The 21,749-nt window shown below is 66.7% G+C and carries 23 protein-coding genes; 10 read left to right on the forward strand and 13 right to left on the reverse strand.

Annotation, left to right across the window (positions count from 1 at the left end):
- Nucleotides 1-5 precede the first annotated feature (5 nt).
- The 3 genes from ACPVPU_RS06900 to ACPVPU_RS06910 are packed head-to-tail and all read right to left on the reverse strand — an operon-like array spanning nt 6 to nt 3,170.
- Nucleotides 6-1,601, reverse strand: coding sequence for a pilus assembly protein N-terminal domain-containing protein (locus ACPVPU_RS06900; RefSeq protein WP_448660232.1), 1,596 nt, complete (start codon nt 1,599-1,601; stop codon nt 6-8).
- Nucleotides 1,601-2,647: a Flp pilus assembly protein CpaB gene (gene cpaB / locus ACPVPU_RS06905; protein ID WP_448660233.1), complete on the reverse strand. Its 1,047-nt coding sequence runs from the start codon at nt 2,645-2,647 to the stop codon at nt 1,601-1,603. Before cpaB ends, ACPVPU_RS06900 begins: the two co-directional genes overlap by 1 nt.
- 52 nt (nt 2,648-2,699) lie before the next feature.
- A complete protein-coding gene (locus ACPVPU_RS06910) occupies nt 2,700-3,170 on the reverse strand; it encodes an A24 family peptidase (protein WP_448660234.1) in 471 nt (156 codons plus the stop codon).
- A 21-nt stretch (nt 3,171-3,191) separates the two neighbouring features.
- Between ACPVPU_RS06910 and ACPVPU_RS06915 the strand changes: the two genes are divergently transcribed.
- From ACPVPU_RS06915 to mgrA, 4 genes are all read left to right on the forward strand, one after another.
- Nucleotides 3,192-4,181 (forward strand): alpha/beta fold hydrolase, encoded by a 990-nt coding sequence (locus ACPVPU_RS06915; protein ID WP_448660235.1) that lies wholly within the window; start codon nt 3,192-3,194, stop codon nt 4,179-4,181.
- Nucleotides 4,172-5,287: an NAD(P)/FAD-dependent oxidoreductase gene (locus ACPVPU_RS06920; protein WP_448660438.1), complete on the forward strand. Its 1,116-nt coding sequence runs from the start codon at nt 4,172-4,174 to the stop codon at nt 5,285-5,287. The genes ACPVPU_RS06915 and ACPVPU_RS06920 overlap by 10 nt, the downstream gene beginning before the upstream one ends.
- A gap of 67 nt (nt 5,288-5,354) precedes the next feature.
- A complete protein-coding gene (locus tag ACPVPU_RS06925) occupies nt 5,355-5,537 on the forward strand; it encodes a YegP family protein (protein ID WP_260021878.1) in 183 nt (60 codons plus the stop codon).
- A 149-nt stretch (nt 5,538-5,686) separates the two neighbouring features.
- On the forward strand, nt 5,687-6,748 hold the full coding sequence (gene mgrA / locus ACPVPU_RS06930; protein ID WP_448660236.1) for an L-glyceraldehyde 3-phosphate reductase: 1,062 nt from the start codon (nt 5,687-5,689) through the stop codon (nt 6,746-6,748).
- A gap of 27 nt (nt 6,749-6,775) precedes the next feature.
- On the opposite strand, the gene ACPVPU_RS06935 is transcribed toward mgrA, so the two are convergent.
- Nucleotides 6,776-7,498: a hypothetical protein gene (locus ACPVPU_RS06935; RefSeq protein WP_448660237.1), complete on the reverse strand. Its 723-nt coding sequence runs from the start codon at nt 7,496-7,498 to the stop codon at nt 6,776-6,778.
- A gap of 155 nt (nt 7,499-7,653) precedes the next feature.
- Between ACPVPU_RS06935 and ACPVPU_RS06940 the strand changes: the two genes are divergently transcribed.
- Entirely contained in the window at nt 7,654-8,274 is a 621-nt protein-coding gene (locus tag ACPVPU_RS06940; RefSeq protein WP_448660238.1) for an SOUL family heme-binding protein, read from the forward strand.
- A gap of 108 nt (nt 8,275-8,382) precedes the next feature.
- Nucleotides 8,383-8,604, forward strand: a complete 222-nt coding sequence (locus tag ACPVPU_RS06945; protein ID WP_448660239.1) for a hypothetical protein — start codon at nt 8,383-8,385, stop codon at nt 8,602-8,604.
- A gap of 4 nt (nt 8,605-8,608) precedes the next feature.
- Here the strand turns inward: ACPVPU_RS06945 and ACPVPU_RS06950 are convergent, their stop codons facing one another.
- Nucleotides 8,609-9,433, reverse strand: a complete 825-nt coding sequence (locus ACPVPU_RS06950) for a class I mannose-6-phosphate isomerase (RefSeq protein ID WP_448660240.1) — start codon at nt 9,431-9,433, stop codon at nt 8,609-8,611.
- 127 nt (nt 9,434-9,560) lie between these two features.
- Here ACPVPU_RS06950 and ACPVPU_RS06955 point away from each other — a divergent pair, with 127 nt between their 5' ends.
- The gene (locus tag ACPVPU_RS06955; RefSeq protein WP_448660241.1) at nt 9,561-10,364 is read left to right on the forward strand and encodes an outer membrane protein assembly factor BamD; all 804 of its coding nucleotides are present in this window, start codon (nt 9,561-9,563) and stop codon (nt 10,362-10,364) included.
- A gap of 37 nt (nt 10,365-10,401) precedes the next feature.
- Nucleotides 10,402-12,066 carry a DNA repair protein RecN gene (gene recN / locus ACPVPU_RS06960; protein WP_448660242.1) on the forward strand — a complete coding sequence of 555 codons (1,665 nt, stop codon included), beginning with the start codon at nt 10,402-10,404 and terminating at the stop codon, nt 12,064-12,066.
- A 104-nt stretch (nt 12,067-12,170) separates the two neighbouring features.
- Here recN and ACPVPU_RS06965 read toward each other — a convergent pair whose 3' ends face one another.
- Entirely contained in the window at nt 12,171-13,961 is a 1,791-nt protein-coding gene (locus ACPVPU_RS06965) for an AcrB/AcrD/AcrF family protein (protein ID WP_448660243.1), read from the reverse strand.
- A gap of 128 nt (nt 13,962-14,089) precedes the next feature.
- Here ACPVPU_RS06965 and ACPVPU_RS06970 point away from each other — a divergent pair, with 128 nt between their 5' ends.
- A complete protein-coding gene (locus ACPVPU_RS06970) occupies nt 14,090-14,500 on the forward strand; it encodes a GtrA family protein (protein WP_448660244.1) in 411 nt (136 codons plus the stop codon).
- Between the two features lie 10 nt (nt 14,501-14,510).
- Nucleotides 14,511-15,239: a class I SAM-dependent methyltransferase gene (locus ACPVPU_RS06975; protein WP_448660245.1), complete on the forward strand. Its 729-nt coding sequence runs from the start codon at nt 14,511-14,513 to the stop codon at nt 15,237-15,239.
- A gap of 55 nt (nt 15,240-15,294) precedes the next feature.
- Here the strand turns inward: ACPVPU_RS06975 and ACPVPU_RS06980 are convergent, their stop codons facing one another.
- The 7 genes from ACPVPU_RS06980 to ACPVPU_RS07010 form a co-directional block, all read right to left on the reverse strand.
- The gene (locus ACPVPU_RS06980) at nt 15,295-16,125 is read right to left on the reverse strand and encodes a glycoside hydrolase family 16 protein (RefSeq protein ID WP_448660246.1); all 831 of its coding nucleotides are present in this window, start codon (nt 16,123-16,125) and stop codon (nt 15,295-15,297) included.
- Nucleotides 16,126-16,222: 97 nt separating this feature from the next.
- On the reverse strand, nt 16,223-16,474 hold the full coding sequence (locus tag ACPVPU_RS06985; protein ID WP_448660439.1) for an ATP synthase F1 subunit epsilon: 252 nt from the start codon (nt 16,472-16,474) through the stop codon (nt 16,223-16,225).
- Between the two features lie 127 nt (nt 16,475-16,601).
- The gene (gene atpD, locus ACPVPU_RS06990) at nt 16,602-18,074 is read right to left on the reverse strand and encodes a F0F1 ATP synthase subunit beta (RefSeq protein WP_448660247.1); all 1,473 of its coding nucleotides are present in this window, start codon (nt 18,072-18,074) and stop codon (nt 16,602-16,604) included.
- A gap of 25 nt (nt 18,075-18,099) precedes the next feature.
- Nucleotides 18,100-18,657: a hypothetical protein gene (locus ACPVPU_RS06995; RefSeq protein ID WP_448660248.1), complete on the reverse strand. Its 558-nt coding sequence runs from the start codon at nt 18,655-18,657 to the stop codon at nt 18,100-18,102.
- Nucleotides 18,657-19,535, reverse strand: coding sequence for a F0F1 ATP synthase subunit gamma (locus ACPVPU_RS07000; RefSeq protein WP_448660249.1), 879 nt, complete (start codon nt 19,533-19,535; stop codon nt 18,657-18,659). The genes ACPVPU_RS06995 and ACPVPU_RS07000 overlap by 1 nt, the downstream gene beginning before the upstream one ends.
- Nucleotides 19,536-19,635: 100 nt before the next feature.
- Nucleotides 19,636-21,165, reverse strand: coding sequence for a F0F1 ATP synthase subunit alpha (gene atpA / locus ACPVPU_RS07005; protein WP_448660250.1), 1,530 nt, complete (start codon nt 21,163-21,165; stop codon nt 19,636-19,638).
- A gap of 10 nt (nt 21,166-21,175) precedes the next feature.
- Nucleotides 21,176-21,730, reverse strand: a complete 555-nt coding sequence (locus ACPVPU_RS07010) for a F0F1 ATP synthase subunit delta (RefSeq protein WP_448660251.1) — start codon at nt 21,728-21,730, stop codon at nt 21,176-21,178.
- Nucleotides 21,731-21,749 lie beyond the last annotated feature (19 nt).

Here is a 21,749-nt window from a genome sequence, read left to right on the forward strand (position 1 = left end):
CCCTGTCAGTTGGCGGCGGAAAAGCCGGGCGCGGCGGCCGGACGGCGCGCCTTGCCGGGCTTGCCACTGGTGGCTGGAGTTTCGGTCGCGCGCTGGACCGGCATGGCCGGGGGCAGGGCAGGGCCGCTGGGCAATGCCCCATCGGGGGCGGCGGTCGCCTGGGCACCGATGGACGGGGCCGTCGGGCTTCCGGCCATGGTCGGCACCGGCCGCGGGCTGGAATCGCCGGTCGAAAGCTGGCCCAGCAGGATGCGGCCCAGATCGGTCGGCGCCTTGAACCCGTCGGTCGGCAGGTGGATGTCCGCCATGTTGTTGACCGGCTTGACCAGATAGGGTGTCACGACGATCACCAGTTCGGTTTCGTTGCGCTGGAACGCGTTGGAGCGGAACAGCGCACCCAGGATCGGGATATCCCCCGCGCCCGGCGTCTTGGTGATCGCATTGTCATGCTGGTTCTGGATCAGGCCGCCGATCATCAGGCTCTGGCCGGAACCCAGTTCCACGGTCGTTTCCGCCCGCCGCGTGGTCAGCGCCGGGATCTGCGTGCCGTTCAGCAACACCGCGCCAGCGCTAGACAGCTGCGACACTTCCGGGCGGACGCGCAGGCTGATGCGGCCGTCGGACAGGACCGTCGGCGTATAGGCGAGCGAGACGCCATATTGCTTGTATTCCACCGACACCGCGCCCAGCCCCTGGCTGATCGGGATGGGGATTTCGCCGCCCGCCAGGAACGAGCTGGTTTCGCCCGACATCGCGGTCAGGTTGGGATTGGCCAGCGTGGTCACCTGGCCGTTGCGCTCACCCAGGTCGAGCGAGCCGAGCAGATCCAGACCCAGCAGCCGGCCCGCGCCGTACAGCGCTGCACCCGTGGCCGGGCGGTTCAGAACCGTGCTGCCGGCAGGACCCGTGGTGCCGGGGGCCATCGGACCGCCGGGATTATACTGCGAAAAGATCTGGTTGCCCTGCGAGATCCCGAACTGGAACCCGCCGGTGGCATCCAGCGACGTCAGGTTGACGCCGATATTCTTGACGAAGGTGCGGCTCACCTCGGCAAAGCGCACTTGCAGGTTGACCTGCAGCGGCGTTGCCGTGCGCAGGCGCGACAGCACCTGGGTCGTGTCACCGACATAGGCCTTGACCAGCCGTTCGGCCTCCGCGACGTCGTCGGGATGCTGGACGGTGCCGGTCAGCAACATGATGCCGTTCATCGGCGTTGCGACGATCGCCGCGTCGGGCATCGCCACGTTCAGCATTTCGCCGACGCTGGTGATGTTGTTGCCGACGCGCACCGTGGCGGAATAGACGACCCGGCCAGCCTTGTTGGTGGCATAGACGGTCGTCTGTCCCGGTGCCTTGCCGAACAGATAGATCTGGTTGGGCGAGCGAACCTGGACATCGGCAACCTTGTCGTCTGCGACGAACAGGTCGGACATCGGTGCGCTCAGCGTGACCAGCCGGCCCTGGCCGGTCGACACCTGAACGACTTCCGGCGTAGCGGCGACGGACTGTGCGGCGAGTGGCGAGGCCATCGGCGCGGCGATGGTGGCGACCAGCGCGACCGCGCTGACGGCCGACTTCGCGGCTTTGACTGCGAATTCCATTACTTGGTCCCCCCGACCGGAACTTCGGTCACGTTATTGCCACGGGCCACGCGAACCACCGGCCCCTTGACGACGGCGGGCGCGGCTCCGCCCGGATACGGCACCGGCGCCATCGGGCCGGGACCTGCCACAGCGGCGGCGGCGCCGCCGCCCTTGCCGGGTACGGTCCGGCGCTGGAACCGCGACACATCGGCCCCGGTCGAAAAAGTGCTGGTGCCGGCAACCGGGCTGGACGCGACGCGGGCCAGCATTGCCTTTTCCGCCTTTGGATCGTCCGTGGCGGGCACATCGACATCGCCATTGGCGATTGCTTCTTCCAGTTCGCCGGCGTTGTCGGCGATCGAGCGCAGCGACAGCGACAGGCTGCCCAGCGTCTGGGCGACCGCGATCTGCTCGGCGATCTTGGGCGTGGATTCGACGGTGACGGTCGAATAGGTGGAAACGACGGTGTTGCCGTTTTCGTCCGTCTGCTTGTCGGTCCGCTGGTCGGTGGCCAGCACGCGCAGGTTGCGCAGCACCGTTTCCGACGCCTTCAGCGGCGGACCATCGCCCCCGCCGGCGACCGACTGGGTCAGGATCAGGTCGACCCGGTCACCCGGGAAGACGAAGCCGGCAACGGCGCTCTGTGCGGACACGGGCACGGTGACGGCGCGCATCCCCGGGCCAAGCGCCGCCGCCAGGAAGCCGCGGTCGCCCGGCTTGACCAGCCCGCCCTGCGTAATCGGCTGACCCGCCGGAATGGCGAAACGCACGACCGTGCCCTGCAGCTTGGTGACGTCGGTTTCCGGTCCCGCGACGAAATAGGCCCCCTCGACCAGCTCGGCCGGCCAGGGCTGAAACTTCATCGCCGCCGGATCCAGGATAGTGCCGACCGGCAAGGCGCGCGTGGCCACCAGCACCTTTGGCCCGGTGACGGGCGCGGGCTGGCCGCTGTTGGCCCCGGCCTGAGGCGCGGCCGATCCCATGATCAGGCTGCGTGCCATGAATGCGGTCAGCGCCGCGACAATCAGCGCGCCGACCAGAAGCAAGATTTTCCGTCCGTCCATGACGCAAGCAGCCTTTCCGATGCCGGTCCGGGATTTTCCCCGGAGCGATCAGTCACCCAAAATGGTAAAAATTCGGTTCTCTAAGAATCATTAGCGTGGCGGCCGCGATGGCGACGCCGTACGGAATCTCGGGCCGGCCTGTGCGCTTCAGCCGCCAATGGTCGATCAGCATGATGACGGTCAGCGCGCCGCCGATCAGCGACATCATCACCAGCATCCAGATCAGCGAGCCAAAGGGCAGCCACAGCGCGAGTGCGGCCAGCATCTTCACGTCGCCGCCACCCATCATCCCGAAATGGAACGCGCCGTAGAACAGGATCAGCGTGCCCAGCCCCAAGGCCAGTTGAGTGGCCATTTCGGGCCATGGCGACAGGCCGATGGCGAACCACCAGGGCACGGCCAGCAGCGCAATGCCGCCGTTTTTCCAATTGGCGATTTCGCGAGCGCGCAGATCCTCGATCCCGGCCGAAACCAGGAACACCAGCAGAATGCCGATCAGAAGATAGGCCGAGTAATCCCCCATGGACAAAGGGGTCTAGACGGGATGGCTTATCAAAACGTAACCAGCGCCATGCCCTATGAAGCGGACCCCCGGCGGACCATTCCCTCCACGGCGCGGATCACCCGCTGGGCGGCTGCCGATGGATGGCCGCTTCGCTGTCTGGCCTGGCCGCAGCCCCCGGGCATGCCGGTGCGCGGTTCCATCCTGTTCCAGGGCGGGCGCGGGGACATTTTCGAGAAATATCTGGAAAGCTTCGATCACTGGCATTCGCGCGGCTGGACCATCACCTCCTGCGACTGGCGCGGCCAGGGCGGATCGGGCCGCACGACGCCTGACCGGGCCTGTGGCCATATCGACGATTTTGCGCAGTATATCGCTGACTTTAGAGGGTTTTTCGAGGAATGGCGGGCGGCCGTGCCGGGGCCGCATATCCTGATCGCGCATTCGATGGGCGGCCATTTGATCCTGCGCGCGATGCTGGAACGGGCGGTCGCGCCCGATGCCGTCGTGCTGATCGCGCCCATGCTGGGGTTGAAAGGACCGTTCGGACCGTGGCTGGGGGAACGGGTCGCGCGGATGATGTGCCGCCTGGGTTCGCCGCAGCGTCGGGCGTGGAAGGGAAACGAAAAGCCGTTCACGACCGATACTCGCGCCGAATTGCTGACGCACGATCCGGACCGCTATGCCGATGAACTGTGGTGGCAACAGGCGATGCCCGATCTGGTGACTGGGCCGCCCAGCTGGCAGTGGGTAGCCCAGGCATTTCGTTCGACCAACGCGATGCACGTCGATTCGCGGCTGGCGGAAATCCGGACCCCCATGCTGATGCTGGTCGCCGATGCCGATGCGCTGGTCGATCCGCGCGCTGCCGTCGGCATCGCCCAGCGCCTGCCCGATGCGCGCATCGTCCGCTTCGGCCCCGAAGCCGCGCATGAATTGCTGAGAGAGGCCGATGCGGTCCGCAACCGGGCGCTGGCCGAGATCGACCTGTTCCTGGAAGCGCGCGCGCCGGCCAGAACGGCATCGGCGTGAGCGACGACCGGTTCGATATCGCCATTGTCGGCGCGGGGATTGCCGGGGCCAGCCTGGCCGCGTTCCTTTCCCCCCATGCCCGCATCCTGTTGCTGGAGGGGGAGGCGCATCCCGGCTATCACGCAACCGGTCGGTCGGCGGCATTCTGGTCGGAAAGCTATGGCGGGCCGGGCGTCCAGCCGCTGACGACGGCCTCTGGCCCATGGCTTCGCCAGCCTCCCGATGCCTTTGGCGGCAAGTCGTTCCTGAAGGATCGCGGCGAGCTATTCATCGGGCGGGACCAGGATCGGCCGCTGCTCGAGCGGTTCGTTGCCGATTTCGCCGCCACCGATGTGCCGCTGAGCTGGACCGATCCCAAGGGGCGGATACCGGGCCTGCGCGCCGAATGGACGCTGGCGGTGGTGGAGCCGACCTGCATGGACATCGATGTCGGCGCGCTGCACGGCGCGTGCCTGGGCGTCGCGCGGCGGGGCGGGGTGCGCGTGGAGACGCTGGCCGCGCTGGAACGGGCGGGGGCCGGCTGGCGGCTGGAGACGCGTGGCGGCGAATTTCATGCCGACCTGCTGGTCAATGCGGCCGGGGCATGGGCCGACGATGTGGCCCGTATGGCGGGCGTCGCTCCGCTGGGTATCCGCCCCTATCGCCGGACCATGGTGCAATTGCGGGTCGATCCCCCCGCGCCGATGGACATGCCGCTGGTCCGCGATGCGGAGGACGGGTTTTATTTCAAGCCGGAGGCGGGCGGGCGGCTGTGGCTGTCGCCGCACGACGAGATCCCGGACAGGGCGGGCGATGCCGCGCCGGAGGAACTGGACGTGGCCGTCGCCATCGACCGGTTTCAACGGGCGGTGGACTGGCGGATCGAGGCGGTGGAGCGGAAATGGGCGGGCCTGCGCAGCTTCGCGCCCGATCGCCTGCCCGTTTATGGTTTCGATCCGCAGGTGGAGGGGTTCTACTGGTTTGCCGGGCAGGGGGGCTTCGGCATCCAGACCGCACCCGCCGCCGCGATGATCGCGACCGCCCAGCTGCTGTCGCTGACCCCCGATCCGGCCGTCGCCATGATCGAGGCCGAGCGATACCATCCCGCCCGATTTGGCCACACCTGACTTGGCTTTCCCGTCCATGGGCCTAAACTGTTCCGGCAGGGAATCGACCTGAGCCGGGGAGGCAGGCATGGCGCACAAGTTCGTGATCGAGAAGAACAAGGCGGGCGAGTTCGTCGCCAAGTTCAAATACAATGCCGAAACGATCTTCTGGACCGAAGGCTATAGCAGCAAAGCGTCGGCGAAGAACGCGATCGAATCGATCCTGAAGAACGGGCCGGCGGCCGAGGTCGAGGATCATTCGGCGGACTGAACCCGGGCGATTGCCGTCTCCGTTCTCCGGCCTTCGCCGGGCGACAAGATTGGCTTCGCTGATGCTCAAATCGATAGGGGCAAAGGGGTGACGCGGCTTGGCTCGCTCGGCTAGAGAGCGGGCACGAAATGCCTGTCGGAGGTTCACCCATGCCGTTCGAAGTCCCCTATGTCGCCGATGCCAACCGCTATGACGGGCGGATGCCCTATCGCCGCTGCGGCGTGTCGGGACTGGACCTGCCCGCGATCACGCTTGGCCTGTGGCAGAATTTCGGTGGCACGGACGTGTTCGAGACGGGCCGGGCGATGATCCGCCGGGCGTTCGACCGGGGCGTCACCCATTTCGATCTCGCCAACAATTACGGCCCGCCCTATGGTTCGGCCGAGGAGAATTTCGGACGGGTGCTGGCCAAGGATCTGGCCGCGCACCGCGATGAACTGATCATCTCGTCCAAGGCGGGGTGGGACATGTGGCCCGGCCCCTATGGCGGCATCGGCAGCAGCCGCAAATACCTGATCGCGTCCTGCGACCAGAGCCTGAAGCGGATGGGCCTCGACTATGTCGACATCTTCTATTCGCACCGTGTCGATCCCTCAACGCCGCTGGAGGAAACGATGGGCGCGCTCGCCAGCCTGCATCAACAGGGCAAGGCGCTGTATGTCGGCATCTCCAGCTATTCGCCCGAACTGACGCGGCAGGCAGCGGCGATCCTGAAGGAACACAAGGTGCCGCTGTTGATCCATCAGCCGAGCTATTCGATGCTCAACCGCTGGATCGAGGATGAATTGCTGGGCACGCTGGAGGCGCTGGGGACCGGCTGCATCGCCTTTTCGCCGCTGGCGCAGGGTTTGCTGACATCCAAATATCTGAACGGCGTGCCCGACGATGCGCGCATCCGCCGGTCGGGTTCGATGAGCGAGGAGATGCTGAACGAGGACAATCTGACCCGCATCCGCAAGCTGAACGCCATCGCTTCGGCACGCGGACAGACGCTGGCGCAGATGGCGATCGCCTGGGTATTGCGCGACCCGCGCGTCACCAGCGCCCTGATCGGCGCGCGGACGGTGGAACAGCTCGATGATTCGCTGGATGCGGTAAAGAACCTGGCGTTCAGCGATCAGGAACTGTCCGAGATCGAACCCTGGGCCAGCGAGGGCGCGATCAACAAATGGCTCGATTCCAGCAAGATCGAGGCGCTGCCCGCCGTCTGACCGAACCAGACGAACAGCGGCGAACGATCAGCGGCGCAGGATCAGGTCGACATCCGTGGCGCCGGGGCCGTTCGCCGTCATCGTGACGATATAGGCGGCGTTACCGCGCCCGGTGCCGCCGATCAGGTGCTGGGTGCCGTCGCTCTGGTGTTCGGCGGTCAGCCCGGCCTGGGTGACGCGGGTATAATGCCAGTCGATCATCGTCTGCAGCGGCTGCTGCACCGAATAGCTGACGACGCGCATCTGGCATCCCGGCGCATCCGCGCCTGCCGCCTCGCGCACCGCGGCAGCCGGATGGAGCGGCAGATCGGGCGGCAGTTTCGCCGCCCAGCCGGCCGAATAGCGAAGCGGGCCGCAGACGCCCGACAATTGCTGGCTTTCGGCGAGGCTGGCCAGCGTTTCGCTGGCAGCGGTCCGTTTGCAGGAGGGGCAGGGGCCGGGGGCCGGCGCCTTCATCAGCCCGTCGGCATTAACCTCGGGCCGCTTGGCAACCGCATCGGGTGCGACCGGGGCCGAATAGGGTTCGGCGGGCGGGCGCACCGCATCGCCATTCGCCTGTGACGCCAGCGACGGATCGACCATGATCTGATCCTCCAGCGCGGCGGCGATCACCGGATCGGCGCTGTTGCCGGTATCGAGCAGTTCGGCATCCAGAGCGGCGAGGTTTTTCTCCGCCGCCTCCTGTCCGCCGCATGCGGAGACGAAAGCTGCGAACGCCAGGGCGAAACTCGGTCGGACGACGGCATTCATCACGCAACTCCAGCAGTTTTGATGGTTTTCGCGCCGTAAAGGTTAAGATTGCGCAAAGAAGTCCGGTTAATGGCGAAATAATCTGCGCGCCGCCCTGGCCCTTGGCACGTCCGGCCATGCTTCCCATCTGCATTGCAGGAAACAGGGAGCGTGCAATGGCGTCGACCGCGGATCGTCCGAACACCGACAATCGTCGCCAATGGCTGTGGATCGGCGCTGGCCTTGCCACCGCAGCGGCGGGCGCCTTTGCTCTGTACCGGCTTGGCAATGGCGGGGAGCGGCCCGATTACCAGGTGGAGAGGCAGGACGGCGCGTTCACCGTGCGGGTTTATCCGGCGCTGACCGTCGCTGAAACGCGCTCGATCGGGGTGCGCCGCGCCGCGCTCAATGCCGGGTTTAGCCGATTGGCGGACTATATCTTTGCAAAGGACCGGCCGGGAGAACGTGTTGCGATGACTGCCCCGGTGCTGAGCGATACCACCGACGGCGCTTGGCGCACCCGGTTCATTCTGCCTGCCCATTATACCGAACAGACCGCCCCCGCGCCGCAAGCAGGCGTGACGGTGACGACGCTGGCCGGACGGCGGGTGGCAGCGGTCCAGTTCTCCGGCAACGCCGACGATGCGTTGCTGGCGGATCGGGAGGCTGCGCTGGTCGAGTGGATGGCGCGGCACGACCTTAAAGCGACCGGGCCGGCCGAATACGCGTTCTACAACGCGCCGTTCGTGCCCGGCCCGATGCGTCGGAACGAGGTGATGTTTCCGCTGGCGGATTGACGGTCGGTGCCGATCGACCCGCTGCTCTGCCGGCCAAATATGATATGCGGTGATGGTTCCGCGCCCGCCGCCGGGTCACCATGCCCGTTCAGAAGGAGAGTTCCCTAGATGCTCAATCTGCTTTCGATCCTGATCGGCATCGTCACGCTGATCCTGGTCGCCATCGCCTTTTTCCCATTGCTTGGCTGGGCCAACTGGCTGTTCCTGCCGATGGCGGTCATCGGCGCGGGTCTTGGCGCGCTGTCCGACCGCAACACCGGCCGCAACCTGAACCTGGTGGTCTTGGCGATCGGCGCGTTCCGGCTGATGCTGGGTGGCGGGATTATTTGACGCGTCAGAGCCGCTGGTCGCCTGGATAGGCGAAATAGAGTTCAGCGTCCGCGCTGGCCGACAGGGTGGTCGTGCCCGTAAAGGTCAGGCAGTCGCCCGCCTTCCATTCGACGCCGCCTGCATCGCCCGAACCCGTGACGGGCACGAACCATCCGGTCACCCCGTCGGGCAGCGCAACGGTCCGTTCGCCGCCCGGCCAGCGTTCCAGCACGAATTTCGGCCCTTCGGCCAGCAATTCCCGGTCGTCAGCGACCCGGCCCGGCGCCGGAAGCGCCTGAAACGGGCGGGCGTCGGACACCGCGACCCCATCCTCCAGATGCAGTTCGCGCGGGCGTCCGTAATCGTACAGCCGATAGGTCAGATCGACATTCTGCTGCACCTCGACCAGCGTAATGCCCGCGCCGATGGCATGGACCGTCCCGGCCTCCGAATAGAAATAGTCGCCGGCCTTGACCGGTTTCCAGTCGAGCAGATGCTCGATCGACCCGTCGAGCGACGCAGCGCGCAGTTCGTCGCTGGTCATCGGGGCAAGCGTGCCGAGCGCGATGGTGGAATCTGCCTCGGCCGACAGGATGATCCACGCCTCGTCCTTGCCGCGCGGATAGCCGCGTTCCACCGCCTGCGCGTCGTTCGGATGCACCTGAACCGACAGCTTTTCGCTGGTGAACAGATATTTGACGAGCAGGTCGGGCTGGGCATCGCCCGGCGTCTGAAACCAGATTTCGCCGACAGGATCGCCGTCTGCCGCCGGATCGGCAAATCCGGGCCACAGCTTGTGCCGGCCCCAGGGTTTTTCGACGCGGTGGGTGGTCAGCTGGGTGGCTGGCATGATCAAGATCCTTCGTTCCGGCGAATCGGGCAATCGCTCAACGCGTGTTTCCACAATGCGCTGCACCGCGACAACGGGTCATCAAAAATCATTGGTAGGGCGGTGCGCGCTTCGCTACACAGCCGCCATGGCCATGTTCCCGTTCCGCCCCCTTACCGCCGCGGCGCTTTGCGCGCTTGTCCTGACCAGCGCCTGCAGCAAGACGACGGCAAATGCCGACACGCCCTATATCGCGCGCGACGTCGGCACGCTGTATTCCGCGGCAAAGGACCGGCTGGACCGCAACCAGTACAAGGTCGCCGCCGCCCTGTTCGACGAGGTCGAGCGGCAGCACCCCTATTCCGTCTGGGCGCGCCGGGCCCAGCTGATGGGGGCGTTCAGCTATTATCTGGACCAGGATTACACCAAGGCGATCCAGGGCGCTCAGCGCTTCCTGGCCATCCATCCCGGCAACCGCGATGCGCCCTATGCCTATTACCTGATCGCGCTCAGCTATTACGAACAGATTTCGGACGTTCAGCGCGACCAGAAGATCACCGATCAGGCGCTGGGCGCGCTGGGCGAGCTGATCCGCCGCTATCCGACAAGCCGCTATGCCGCCGATGCGCGGCTGAAGCAGGATCTGGTCCGCGATCACCTGGCGGGCAAGGAGATGGAGGTCGGGCGCTATTATCAGCAGCGCGGCCAGTGGCTGGCCGGCACGTTGCGGTTCCGCAAGGTCGTGGACGAGTTTCAGACGACCAGCCATGCGCCAGAGGCACTGATGCGGCTGACCGAATGCTATCTGGCGCTGGGGCTGCGGCAGGAAGCGGTGAAGTCCGCCGCCGTGCTGGGCGCCAATTATCCGGGGACCGAATGGTATGAACGCGCCTATGCGCTGGTCCGCGACAATGTGCCCGACGCGCCGGTGACGGCGGCGGCGGGCGGCTGATCCGCCGGGCCTGGATCGGCCGGGACAGGAAAACGCCATGCTGACCGCGCTTTCCATCCGCGACGTGGTATTGATCGAGGCGCTGGACCTGGAGTTCGGGCGCGGCCTTGGCGTGCTGACCGGTGAGACGGGGGCGGGCAAATCGATCCTGCTGGATGCGCTCGGCCTGGCACTGGGCGCGCGCGGCGACAGCGGGCTGGTGCGCCAAGGGGCCGCTCAGGCGGTCGTCACCGCAAGTTTCGACGTGCCGCCGGGTCATGCCGCGATCCGCGCGCTGATCGCCGACAACGGGCTGGATCCCGAACCGGGCGAGCCGCTGACCATCCGCCGGATCGTCAAGGCCGATGGCGGCAGTCGCGCGTTCGTCAACGATCAGCCGGCATCGGCCGGGCTGTTGCGCGAACTGGGCGGGATGCTGGTGGAAATCCATGGCCAGCATGACGATCGCGGCCTGTTGAACCCGCGTGGCCACCGCGCGATGCTGGATGCGTTCGGGCGGGTCGATGCCGGCGAAGTGGCGGCCCTGCACCGCGACTGGCGCGCGGCAGAGGCGCGGCTGGCCGAGGCGGTGGCGGAACAGGAAACGGCGGACCGCGACCGCGAATGGCTGGACCATGCGGTCGCCGAGCTGACCGCGCTCGACCCGGAACCGGGCGAGGAGGCCGAACTGGCGACACGCCGCGCGACCATGCAGCGCGGGGAAAAGGTGGCGGGCGAGCTGCAGGGCATTGCCGACCTGCTGGACGGCAGCGACGGCGCGCTGACCCGGCTGCGCCAGGCGGCCCGCATCCTGGAACGGGTGGGAGAGGATCACGAGGCGCTGGCCGAGGCACTGGCGGCGGTCGACCGCGCGATCATCGAGGCGGCCAATGCGCAGGACCAGGTGGATGTCGCCGCCGACGCGCTGGCATTCAATCCGGCGCAACTGGAAGCGGACGAGGCGCGGCTGTTCGAACTGCGCGGCCTTGCGCGCAAGCACCGGGTGCAGCCGGACGACCTGCCGGCGTTGACCGAACAACTGACGGCGCGGCTGGCGCTGATCGAAGGGGGCGGGGCGGCCATTGCGCGGCTGGAACGCGAGGTTGCGACGGCGCGCGCGGCCTATCTGGCGGCAGCCGAGGCGCTGAGCGCGGCGCGGACGGATGCGGGTGCCCGTCTGGATGCGGGGGTCGCAGCGGAGCTGGCCCCGCTGAAGCTGGATGCCGCGCGGTTCCGCACCGTGGTCGAGCCGCTGCCGGAGGCGCAATGGTCGGCGGCGGGGCGCGACCGGGTGGAATTCGAGGTATCGACCAATCCGGGCGCGCCGTTCGCGCCGCTGATGAAGATCGCATCGGGCGGCGAACTGTCCCGGTTCATCCTGGCGATGAAGGTGGCGCTGGCCGAGCGGGGCGGGGCGGCGACGCTGATTTTCGACGAAATCGACCGGGGCGTGGGCGGGGCGGTGGCCAGCGCCATCGGCGAACGGCTGGCGCGGCTGTCATCGGCTGCTCAGCTGCTGGTCGTGACGCACAGCCCGCAGGTCGCGGCGCGGGGCGCGCATCATTACCGCATCGCCAAGGCGCATGACGGGTTGGTGACGCGGACCGGCGTCGTGTTGCTGGACGAGGGCGAGCGCCGCGAAGAAATTGCGCGGATGCTGTCGGGCGCGGAGATCACCGACGAGGCGCGGGCACAGGCGGAACGGCTGCTAGAGGCGGCCTGACCCTTATCTCCCCTCCCCTTCAGGGGAGGGGTCGGGGGTGGGGGATGGGGCGCGTGACGGTCCTTCACCATCCCCCACCCCAACCCCTCCCCAAGGGGGAGGGGCTATCTGATCCGCCACACCCTCAGTGGCGTTTCCCCGTTCAGCGTCACCGGTTCCAGCCAGTCGAACCGCTCCCCCCGCATCAGCCGGGCATAGAAACCGTTCGGTCCCCGTGCGCGGTAGATGGTCGTTTCCGCCATGTTGGGACAGGCGGCCAGCAATGTCGCGCCGTGCGCGGCGGCAATACGCCTGAACTGTTCCGGGCTGCCGGCAAAGGCGTTGTGCACATCCAGGATCGCGCGTTCGTTGCGGTGATAGGGGCCGGCAATGGCGCTGTGCCGGGTCAGGGTGATCAGGCGCGGGCTAAGGTCGATATGGGTAAAGATCGTCTGGGCGGGAAGCTGGGCCAGCGGACGCATTGCGCTGAGCGTATTGCACTGGCGCGCCGCCTGCTGAACGACCTGGCGCCGGGCACCGCCCTTGTCCGGCACCGGCAGCTTGTCGATGACCAGCCCGATGGCCAACCCGGACAGGACCAGCGCGCCGCCGACCGTGCCGAACACGCGCACCGGCATCAGGCGGTGGGTCATGCACCATGGGAGCAGCCACCAGGCGAGTGCGACGCTGCCCACCATGCCGATCAGCTGCGCGGCGGGCGCGGAGCGGACCTGCCAGAGCATCATCGCCCCGGCAAAGGCGATGAAGGCGCTGGCCGCGATCCAGCCGGTCAGGCGGGGCGTACCGCGCGCGCGCCATGCGGCAATCATCGCGCCGATCAGGCCGATCATCGGCACCGATGCCAGCGACAGGCCGGTCTTGAGCGGATGCTGGAAAATCGGCTTGGCCTCTCGCACATTGCCCAGCCAGATCTTGACCAGTTCGTCGGACACGCCCTCCGGACGGGCCAGGCATTGTGGGAACAGGGTGACGAAGGTGCCGCCAACCACCGCGCCCGCCGCCGCCGCCAGCAGCAGCCGGGTCGTCCTGCCGGCTGGGTTCAGCCTGGCGATCAGAAACAACAGCCCGCCGACAGCAAGCATCGCCGATAGCCAGATCGGCGTCAGCGCGTCGCAGCGCATCGCCCAGTTTGCATGGCTGGCGAACACCGCAAATCCCGCCGCGACGCCGCCTGCCAACGTCAGGCCATAAGTCATCAGCCGGTCGCGCCGGCCATCGTCCCACACCCATTCCAGCGTCAGGATCGCCCCCGCCATCACGGCATAGGGCAGCAGCTCCAGCCCGATGGTCAGGCTGACCGCGCTGGCCGCGCCGACCACCGCGCCGCCCCGGCCCCCGCGCGGATCGGCCAGCCCGGCCAGCGTCCAGGCCAGACAGGCGAGTTGCCAGCCATGATGATCGACGCGCATCGGCATGAACATCAACAGCGCGCTGGTGCAGCCGAACAGAAACAGAATGGCCAGCGGCCAGGCGCGCGGCGCAACCAGCCGCCGCACGGTCAGCGACAGCGCGGTCAGCGTGACGCCCAGCGGCAGCAGCGGCGCGATGCCCGCCGCCCATCGCTCTGCCCACGCCCCGCCGACGAACGGCTTCAGCATCACGATCAGCGCGGCGATCGGCAGGTCGACAAGCCGCGACCAGTGAATGTCCAGGCCCCCGGGCGGGTTCAGCCGATATTGCCGCAGGTCGGCCCAGGGCTGACCCGCCAGCCAGGCGCGCACCTGGGCCATGCGCAGATTGTCGTCGGTGTCGGTCAGCACGAAATAGCGGATCTGCGGGTAACGCTGGACGATATAGACCAGCGCAATCGCGGCCCAGGCGATCAGCACCCAGCGCAGCCAGTGGCGATCCAGCTGACGCGTGATCCATCCCGTTCCGACCGACTGACCCGGCAAAAGCGCTTTCCCTTCCCCGCGCCCTTGACTAGGGCGGCTCGGCGCCCGCCCTACAGGCTGGACGGGCGGGAAGGAAGCGGGCACTGGCCCGGCGCGCAACGATGGGTCGGGCAATGATGCTCCAGCGGATGAACGAATTGAGGCAGCATCCCGTCACGGGCCAGTTGCTGCGCTTCGCCGTTGCCGGGGGCATTTCGTCGATCCTGTACACCGGCGTCTATCTGCCGCTGACGATGACCGTCTTTCCCGGCGACCGCGCGGTGCTGGCGGTGCCGTTCGCCTTTGCCGTGGCGGTGACGGCCGGGTTTTTCCTGCACAGCCGTTGGAGCTTCAAGGATCACGGCGTGCGTACCAGCGGCGGGGGTCAGCAGGCGAAATTCGTCGCGGTGCAGGGCGCGGGGCTGATGCTGCACCTGTTGCTCACCTGGGCAATGGTGGGGCAGGCGGGGTTGCCCGAATGGTCGCCGCTGGTACCGGGATTGACACTGGTCCCGCTGCTGACGTTCTGGATCAATCGCCAATGGGTTTTCGGAGGGTAATCGGCCAGCCATGGATCGCATCGTTTACGACCGCATGGCGGCGCATGACACGACGCACTGGTGGTATCGCGCCCGCCGCGAGGTGCTGGCGGACTACATCACCCGCAATGCCGGGCTGACGCCGGGCGCGCGCATCCTGGAAATCGGATGCGGCACCGGCCATAATCTGCCGATGCTGGCCCGGTTCGGCGAGGTGGAGGCGATCGAGATCGACGCTGCCGCTCGCGCCATCGCCAGCGAACGGCTGGGTCGCCCAGTAAACGATGCGCCGCTGCCGGAGCTGCCGGGGGTACCGCGCGGCGCCTATGACATGATCGCCGTGCTCGACGTGATCGAACATATCGCCGACGACGTGGCGGCGCTGAAGGCGATGGCCGATTGCCTGAAACCGGGTGGCGCCATCCTGATCGCGGTTCCCGCGCATCCGTGGATGTGGAGCGCGCACGACGTGGTGAACCATCACCAGCGGCGCTATACCAAGGGGACGCTGGACGCCGCGATCCGTGCGGCTGGACTGACGCATAACGGCCTGCGCTGGTTCAATTCGCTATTGTTCCCGGCCGCCGTAGCCGCGCGCGTGGCCGGCAAGCTGACCGGCAAGGACGACAGCGACGATTCCCCGCCGCCCGCACCGTTGAATGCGGCATTCCAGACCATTTTCCGGCTGGAACGGCATCTGGTCGGGCGCATGCCGCTGCCCCCCGGCCTGTCGATCCTGACACTGGCGCGGCGTAGTTAGGTCTTGGCATCTTCCTTCCCCGCCAGGGGGAAGGATCAATGATGTCGAGGGTCGTTCAATCCGCCTTGCGATAATAACGGACGTAATCGACCTCCATCCGTTGCGGAAATGCGGCGTCGTCAATGCCCTTGCTGCCGCCCCAGGTGCCGCCGACGGCGATGTTCAGGATGAGGCGAAAAGGCTTGTCGAACGGCCATGTCGCCCGGTCGCCCTTGCCGTCATTGTCGAACCGGAAATAGGGTTTGCCGTCCATGGCGATCTCCACGGCCTCCGGCGTCCAGGTGACGCTGTAATCGTGGAACGCTTCGCAGACGTCGGTGACGGGCTGGGTGCCCGTCTTGTGCGTGTTGCGGATATGGTTGAACGCATCGGTATGGACCGATCCGTGGACGACGCCGGGGGTGTGCCCGACATATTCCATGATGTCGATCTCGCCACCGCGCGGCCAGCCCGCATCGGATGCGGCGGGCAGCATCCAGATGGCGGGCCAGGTGCCGCGTCCGCAGGGCAACTTTGCCCGGGTGACGACATGGCCATAGGTCCAGTTCGTCGGCGCGCTGATCATGCGGGCGGATGTATATGCCTGGCCGCCGAAATCGCGAAAGCGGCTCTTGTCGAGCGTTTCCTTGCGCGCCTCGATGATCAGGTGCCCGTTTTCGACGCGGGCATTTTCGGCCCGGTTGGCGGCGTAATATTGCGCTTCGTCATTATACCACCCCTCGGCATTGCGATGGGTGTCATAGGTCCAGCGACCGGTATCGGGCAGGCCCGGCGCGTCGAATTCGTCGGCCCAGGCCAGGGTATAGCCGGTCAGCGGTTCCTGAGCCGATACGGCGGCGAACGGGGCGACAAGCGCGACAACGGGGGCGAGACGAACGATCCACATCGCATGACGATAGAACGGACGCACTTCGCCGCCAATGAAAAAGGGGGGCAAGCGCTCCCGCGCCGCCCCCCGTTTTCGTCCCATGATGGGGTGTGGTTCAGCCCGCCTGTTCGGCCAGCACGGTCAGGCCGCGCTCGTTCACCTCGGCAAAGCCGCCCCTGACGGCCACGACTTCCGGCTCGCCCCGCTCGCTGCGATAGATGGCAAGCTGGCCGTCGCGGATCGTCGACATCATCGGCGCATGGCCCTCCAGCACACCGAAATCCCCTTCGCTGCCGGGAACGACGACCATGTGCACCTGCTCCGAGCGGAGCAGCTTTTCGGGGGTTACGAGTTCGAAGTGCAGCATGTTCATTACCTTCTCCCTCTCCCCTTCAGGGGAGAGGGCTGGGGAGAGGGGCAGTCGGAGAGCGGGTGGCTTGCGGCACGCCCCCTCTCCCAACCCTCTCCCCTGAAGGGGAGAGGGCTAAATCCAATTAAGCGTCAGCCGCCAGCTTCTTGGCTTTTTCCACCGCCTCGTCGATGCCGCCGACCATGTAAAAGGCGGCTTCGGGCAGGTGGTCATATTCGCCGTTCACCACCGCCTTGAACGACTTCACCGTGTCTTCCAGCTGGACGAACTTGCCGGCGATGCCGGTGAACACTTCGGCGACGTGGAAGGGCTGCGACAGGAAGCGCTGGATCTTGCGCGCGCGGCTGACGGTCAGCTTGTCCTCTTCCGACAGCTCGTCCATGCCGAGGATGGCGATGATGTCCTGCAGCGACTTGTACTTCTGAAGGATCGACTGGACGGCGCGGGCGGTTTCGTAATGCTCCTGGCCGACGATGCGCGGCTCGAGCACGCGGCTGGTCGAATCGAGCGGATCGACCGCCGGATAGATGCCGAGCTCCGATATCGCGCGGTTGAGCACGGTCGTCGCGTCAAGGTGCGCGAACGAGGTGGCCGGCGCCGGGTCGGTCAAGTCGTCGGCGGGCACGTACACGGCCTGAACCGAGGTGATCGAGCCCTTGTTGGTCGAGGTGATGCGCTCCTGCAGCGCGCCCATGTCGGTCGACAGGGTCGGCTGATAGCCCACGGCCGACGGGATGCGGCCGAGCAGCGCCGACACTTCAGCGCCCGCCTGGGTGAAGCGGAAGATGTTGTCGACGAAGAACAGCACGTCCTGTCCCTCAACGTCGCGGAAATATTCCGCGATGGTCAGGCCGGACAGGGCGACGCGGGCACGGGCGCCGGGCGGCTCGTTCATCTGGCCATAGACCAGCGCGACCTTGGACCCCTCGGAAATCGCGTTGCCGTCGGCATCCTTGGCGATGACGCCCGCGTCGAGGAATTCGTGATACAGGTCGTTGCCCTCACGCGTCCGCTCGCCCACGCCCGCGAACACCGACGTGCCGCCATGGCCCTTGGCGATGTTGTTGATCAGTTCCTGGATGAGCACGGTCTTGCCGACGCCCGCGCCGCCGAACAGGCCGATCTTGCCGCCCTTGGCATAGGGGGCGAGCAGGTCGATCACCTTGATGCCCGTGACCAGAATTGCGCTGTCGGTCGACTGATCGATGAACTCAGGCGCCTTGGCATGGATCGGCGACTTGAGGTCGGTGGCGACCGGGCCGCGCTCGTCGATCGGCTCGCCGACAACGTTCATGATGCGGCCGAGCGTCGCGGGGCCGACGGGCACCGAAATCTGCGCGCCGGTATCGGTGACGGTCTGGCCGCGGGTCAGGCCCTCGGTCGAATCCATCGCGATGGTGCGGACGGTGTTCTCGCCCAGATGCTGAGCGACTTCCAGCACCAGCCGCTGGCCGTTGTTGCTGGTTTCCAGCGCGCTCAGAATGGCGGGCAGGTTGGTGTCGAACGTCACGTCGACGACGGCGCCGATCACCTGGGAAATGCGACCGACATTGTTGCTGCCGGTGGTGGGGCGGGTCAGTTCAGGCGCGGTTGCCATGGTTCAGTCCTCAGCTTGCGAAAGGTCAGGCGGACGCGGACGGCGTCGGCGGGGTTAGGGTGACGGTGATGGTCTCGCCCGTGGGCGCAACGGTAAAGGCGGCGGCACCGCTGATGGTGCCGCGAGCTTCCTGGCCCCCGGCAACGGCATCGAAAACGGCGTCGTCGGCCAGGTCGAACTGGCCCAGATAATCGCGGACCAGCGCGGCCGTCCGCTGGCGGGCGGCATCGGCATTGGCAGTGTCGGTCAGCAACAGCGTGAAGCGGATGGTATCGATCGCATCGCCCGACGGGCCGGTCGCTGCGAAATCGACGCGATTGGGGCTGGCGGCGGCGGGGTCCGAAATCACCGCCGTGCCGGTGCTGGTGAACCCGCCATCCTTTGCCGCATAGTCGGTCGGCTGGAACCCGAACTGCCTGGCCGCGCCGATGGCCGCCTGGGGCGCAGCGAACAGCCGATCCGGACCGGCCATCGCCGCCACGTCGTTTGCGACCGCCGCCTCATTCTCAAGCACCGTCGGCTGCGGCTCGCAGGCCGACAGCGCAAGGACGCCGAACAGGGAAAGGGCGACGGCGCGGATCATTACAGCGCCTCGGCACCCGAAATGATCTCGACCAGCTCGGTCGTGATCGCCGCCTGACGCTGGCGGTTATATTCGATGTTCAGCCGCTTGATCAGGTCGCCGGCGTTGCGCGTGGCGTTGTCCATCGCGGTCATCTTGCTGCCCTGTTCCGAGGCCGCATTCTCGCGCATGGCGCGGAACAGCTGGATGGCGACGTTGCGCGGCAACAGGTCGGCCAGGATCGATTCCTCGTCCGGTTCATATTCGACCACCGCGCCGCTGGCGTCGTTGACGGCGGCGGCTGGCACCTTGACCGGCAGGATCTGCTGTTCGGTCGGCACCTGGGTCAGCACCGACTTGAACGTGGCATAGAACAGGTGAGCGACGTCGAACTCGCCGCGCTCGAACCGTGCGATCAGATCATCGGCATAGCCCTTGGCCTCGGCAAAGCCCAGCTTGCCCAGGTCGCCCGGCTCGATCGAATGGACGATATCGCCCTTGTAGCTGCGGGCCAGCACGCCGCGTCCCTTGCGGCCGATGGTGTAGAACTTGACCGTCTTGCCCTCGGCGCGCAGCTCCTCGGCACGGCGGCGGGCGGCGCGGGCGATGTTGGTGTTGAACGCACCGGCCAGGCCCTTGTCCGATGTGGCGACGACGATCAGGTGCACCTGGTCCCGACCCGTGCCGGACAGCAGCAACGGACCGCCGGCCTGCTGGCCGACCTTTGCGGCCAGGCTGGCCACCACCGCTTCAAGCCGCTCGGCATAGGGGCGCCCGGCCTCCGCCGCCTCCTGCGCGCGGCGCAGCTTGGCAGCGGCGACCATCTTCATCGCCTTGGTGATCTTCTGGGTCGATTTGACCGACCCGATCCGGATTTTCAGCGCCTTCAGCGTTGCCACTTACCGTCTTCCTTCTTGTGCCCCTGCGGAAGCAGGGGCCCAGAGCATTTGGCGAGCCGCTCAGGGCTCTGGGCTCCTGCCTTCGCAGGAGCACGCTAGATCAAGCGAAGGTCTTGCCGAACGCCGCCAGCGCGTCCTTCAGCTTGGCGCGCGTGTCGTCGGACAGGTCCTTGCTGTCGCGGATCGTCGTCAGCACGTCGGCGTGGTTGGCGCGCATCCAGGACAGCATCGCCGCTTCATACCGGACCACGTCCTGCACTGCCACGGCGTCGATGAACCCTTGCGTGCCGGCAAAGATCGACACGACCTGTTCCTCGAACGGCATCGGGTTGAACTGCGGCTGCTTGAGCAGCTCGGTCAGGCGCGCACCGCGATTGAGCAGCTTCTGCGTCGAGGCGTCCAGGTCCGACCCGAACTGAGCGAAGGCGGCCATTTCGCGGTACTGGGCCAGCTCCAGCTTGATGGAGCCGGCGACCTTCTTCATCGCCTTGGTCTGCGCAGCGGAGCCGACGCGGCTGACCGACAGGCCGACATTGATCGCCGGGCGGATGCCGGAGAAGAACAGCTCGGTTTCCAGGAAGATCTGGCCGTCGGTGATCGAGATCACGTTGGTCGGGATATAGGCCGACACGTCGCCCGCCTGCGTTTCGATGATCGGCAGGGCGGTCAGCGAACCGGCACCCTCGGCATCGTTCATCTTCGCCGCGCGCTCCAGCAGGCGCGAGTGGAGATAGAACACGTCGCCGGGATAGGCTTCGCGGCCCGGCGGGCGGCGCAGCAGCAGCGACATCTGGCGATAGGCCACGGCCTGCTTGGACAGATCGTCATAGACGATGACCGCGTGCATGCCGTTGTCGCGGAAATACTCGCCCATGGCGCAGCCGGTATAGGGCGCCAGGAACTGCAGCGGGGCAGGCTCGGACGCGGTTGCGGCGACGACGATGGAATATTCCATCGCGCCGTTTTCCTCGAGCTGCTTCACGATCTGCGCGACGGTCGAGCGCTTCTGGCCGACGGCGACATAGATGCAATAAAGCTTCTTCGATTCGTCGGTGCCGGCATTGACGCCCTTCTGGTTGATGAAGGTGTCGATCGCGACGGCGGTCTTGCCGGTCTGACGGTCGCCGATGATCAGCTCACGCTGGCCACGGCCGACGGGCACCAGGGCGTCCAGCGCCTTCAGGCCGGTCTGCATCGGCTCGTGCACCGACTTGCGCGGGATGATGCCCGGCGCCTTCACCTCGACGCGGCTGCGCTTCTCGGCGACGATCGGCCCCTTGCCGTCGATCGGGTTGCCCAGGCCGTCAACGACACGGCCCAGCAGGCCGCGGCCGACCGGCACGTCGACGATGGTGTTGGTGCGGCGAACGGTGTCGCCTTCCTTGATCTCGCTGTCCGATCCGAAGATCACGACGCCGACATTGTCCGCTTCCAGGTTCAGGGCCATGCCCTGCACGCCATTGGCGAATTCGACCATCTCGCCCGCCTGGACATTGTCCAGACCATAGATGCGCGCGATGCCGTCGCCGACCGACAGCACCTGGCCGGTTTCGGAGACTTCCGCCTCGGTGCCGAAATTGGCGATCTGGTCCTTGATGACCTTCGAGATTTCTGCGGCGCGAATATCCATGAGAAGTGCCTTAGCCTTTCATCGCGTTGGCGAGAGAATTGAGACGGGTGCGGATCGACGAATCGATCATCTGGGATCCGATGCGGACGACGAGGCCGCCGAGCAGCGCGGGATCGACCGACAGGTCGACGGCCACGTCGCGGCCCATGCGGGTGCGCAACTGCTGCTTCAGCTCGGTGACCTGATCGTCGGTCAGGGGGTGGGCGGAGGTGACCTCTGCCGTCACTTCGCCGCGATGGCTGGCGGCAAGCTGGCCGAATGCGCGGATGATCGCGGGCAGGGCGGCCAGGCGGCCATTCTGCGCCAGCACACCCAGGAACTTGGTGGTGATGGGGTCGATCGCCAGTTCGCGCGCCACCGCGTCGATTGCCGCCATGCTGGCCGCACGCGCGATCAGCGGGCTGGTGGTCAACGCTGCCAGATCATCCGATTCGGCCAGCGCGGCCTTGATCGTCGCCAGGCTCACCTCGACCGATTCGATCGCCTTTGCTTCGCGGGCCAGATCGAACAGCGCGATCGCGTAGCGCCCGTTCAACCCTGCCTGAAGTCCGCCGGAATGATCCACCCGCCCTTTTTCCCCAACT

The organism is Sphingomonas paludis (assembly GCF_053502515.1).